The organism is Micrococcus sp. LASM2_SD2, assembly GCF_057364565.1.
The window spans coordinates 1-2,754 of sequence record NZ_JBNFOB010000276.1; the positions used below are offsets into that span (position 1 = coordinate 1).

General features: G+C 71.9%; 1 protein-coding gene and 2 pseudogenes. 2 read left to right on the forward strand and 1 reads right to left on the reverse strand.

From position 1 onward, the window contains the following. Window positions 1-83 precede the first annotated feature (83 nt). A pseudogene (gene panB / locus AC2W7A_RS11330) lies at window positions 84-988 on the reverse strand (3-methyl-2-oxobutanoate hydroxymethyltransferase). Window positions 989-1,037: 49 nt separating this feature from the next. Here panB and glnA point away from each other — a divergent pair. Together glnA and AC2W7A_RS11340 are read left to right on the forward strand one after the other, a co-directional pair. Then, window positions 1,038-2,378 carry a type I glutamate--ammonia ligase gene (gene glnA, locus AC2W7A_RS11335; protein ID WP_485991442.1) on the forward strand — a complete coding sequence of 447 codons (1,341 nt, stop codon included), beginning with the start codon at window positions 1,038-1,040 and terminating at the stop codon, window positions 2,376-2,378. Window positions 2,379-2,394: 16 nt separating this feature from the next. Beyond that, window positions 2,395-2,754, forward strand: a pseudogene (locus tag AC2W7A_RS11340) (bifunctional [glutamine synthetase] adenylyltransferase/[glutamine synthetase]-adenylyl-L-tyrosine phosphorylase); the annotation flags it as partial.

Consider the following 2,754-nt stretch of genomic DNA (forward strand, 5'->3'; position numbering starts at 1 on the left):
GCCTCCGCCGTGGGGGTGCTCCGACGGCCCGAGCGGCCGGACGGGGAAGGGGCGGCGGGCCGCACCGGACGGCCGGTGCCGGCTCAGGACTCGAAGCCGTGCTCGGCCTCCGGGAAGGCGCCGGTGAGCACGTCCCTGCGGTACCGGGCCACGGCGCCGGTGACCACGGAGTGCAGGTCCGCGTACTGCTTGACGAAGCGGGGCTTCCTCCCCTGGGTGAGCCCGAGCATGTCCTGCCACACCAGGACCTGGCCGGTGGTGCCGTCCCCGGCGCCGATGCCGACGGTCGGCACGGTGAGGGCCTCGTCCACGGCGCGGGCGACGGCGGTGGGCACCATCTCCATGAGCACCGTGAACGCGCCGGCGGCCTCGAGGGCCCGGGCGGAGGCGACCATGGCCTCGACGGCGCCCTCCCCGCGGCCCTGGACGCGGTAGCCGCCCAGGACGTGCTCGGACTGCGGGGTGAAGCCGATGTGCGCCATGACGGCGATGCCGGCGGCGGTCATGGCCTCCACATGCGGGACGAAGCGCTTGTCCCCCTCCATCTTCACCGCATGCACGCCGGCCTCCTTGACCAGGCGCAGGGCGGAGCGGACGGCCTGCTCGGGGGACTCCTCGTAGGAGCCGAAGGGCATGTCCGCCACCACGAAGGCACGCTGCGCGCCGCGGACGACGGCGGAGGAGAAGGTCACCATGTCGTCCACGGTCACCGGCAGGGTGGAGGAATGGCCGAGGACGGTGTTGCCCACGGAGTCGCCGACGAGCAGGACCTCGACGCCGGCGGCGTCGAACAGGGAGGCCGTCATGCGTCGTAGCACGTGAGCATCGCGAAGCGACGGCCCTCGTCCTTGGCCCGCTGCAGGTGGACGGTGCGGTAGCGCGCGGGAGCGGGCGGGCCGTAGACGGCGGTCTCGTCGGAGGTCTGCGCGGAGGAGTCGGCGGCGGCCGGGGCGGCGTCGTCGGCGGCCGGGGGATGCTGGATCGACATGCGTCCGAGTCTACGCAGTGGCGCAGGCCACCCCGTCTAGAGTGAACACATGGATCGACAGCAGGATTTCGTGCTCCGCACCATCGAGGACCGGGACGTGCGCTTCGTCCGCCTCTGGTTCACCGACGTCATCGGCACCCTCAAGTCGGTGGCGCTGGCCCCGGCCGAGGTGGAGGCGGCCTTCTCCGAGGGCCTGGGCTTCGACGGCTCCTCGATCGACGGCTACACCCGCATCTTCGAGTCCGACATGCTCCTGCAGCCGGACCCGTCCACGTTCCAGATCCTGCCGTGGCGGGGAGAGCAGGAGCGCACCTCGCGCATGTTCTGCGACGTGCTCACCCCCGAGGGGCAGCCCTCGCCGGCCGACCCCCGCCACGTGCTGCGCCGTGTGCTGAACAGGGCCGCGGACATGGGCTTCAGCTGCTACACGCACCCGGAGATCGAGTTCTACCTCCTCGAGTCGGACCAGCCCGGCCCGGACGGCCTGCCGGTCCCGGTGGACACCGCCGGCTACTTCGACCACGTCCCCGGCGGCGTGGCTCAGGACTTCCGCCGCCGCGCGGTGACGTTGCTTGAGGACATGGGCATCTCCGTGGAGTTCAGCCACCACGAGGGCGGCCCCGGCCAGAACGAGATCGACCTGCGCGCCGCCGACGCCCTGACCACCGCGGACAACATCATGACGTTCCGCACCGTGATCAAGGAGGTGGCCTCCCTGAACGACCACTACGCCACCTTCATGCCCAAGCCGTTCTCCGCCCACCCCGGCTCCGGCATGCACACCCACTTCTCCCTGTTCGAGGGGGACTCCAACGCGTTCTACGACCCCGCGGACGAGTACCGCCTGTCCACCACCGCCCGCCGCTTCATCGCCGGACTGCTCCATCACTCGGTGGAGATCACGGCGGTCACCCACCAGTTCGTGAACTCCTACAAGCGGCTCTGGGGCGGCGGCGAGGCCCCCGCCTACGTCTCCTGGGGCCACAACAACCGCTCGGCCCTCGTGCGCGTCCCGCTGTACAAGCCGGACAAGGCCGGCTCCGCCCGCATCGAGTACCGCGGCCTGGACGCCGGGGTGAACCCCTACCTCGCCTACGCCGTCCTGCTGGCCGCGGGCCTGAAGGGCATCGAGGAGGGGTACGAGCTGCCGGAGGCCGCCGACGAGGACATCTCCGCGCTCACCACCATGGAGCGCCGCGCCCTGGGCCACCAGCCGCTGCCCGGCACCCTCCACGACGCCCTGCGCGTGATGGAGGACTCCGAGTTCGTGGCCGAGGTCCTCGGCGAGCACGTCTTCGAAACCCTGCTCCGGAACAAGGCGCAGGAGTGGGACGACTACCGTGTCCAGGTCACCGAGTACGAGATCAAGCGCTACCTCAGCGGACTCTGAGCGGACGGAGGAGCCGATGACCTCGCTGCCCGGCACCGACGCCGACTCCCTCCAGCGCCGCGCCCTCACCGGGGCCGGGCTCACCGACCTGGACCGTGCCCGTTCGCTGCTCGGGCAGAAGGAGTTCGAGGGGGTGGACCTGGAGGCCCTCATGGCCGCCCTGGCCCACGCACCCGACCCGGAGCAGGCCCTGCTGCTGTGGCTGCGCCTGATCGAGCGGGAGCCGGCCGCGAAGCGGATCGCCGCGGACGAGCGGCAGGCCGCCCGTCTGTCCCGCCTGCTCGGCGCCTCCGAGGCCCTCGGCGAGTTCCTCATCCGCCGGCCCGAGCACCTGGACCTGGTCTCCGACCCGGACCGTGCCGCCGCCACCGCACCG

What these genes read in the sequence shown, in the direction of transcription:
- glnA (WP_485991442.1), top strand. Translation starts at nt 1,038, where the DNA reads ATGGATCGACAGCAGGATTTCGTGCTCCGCACCATCGAGGACCGGGAC.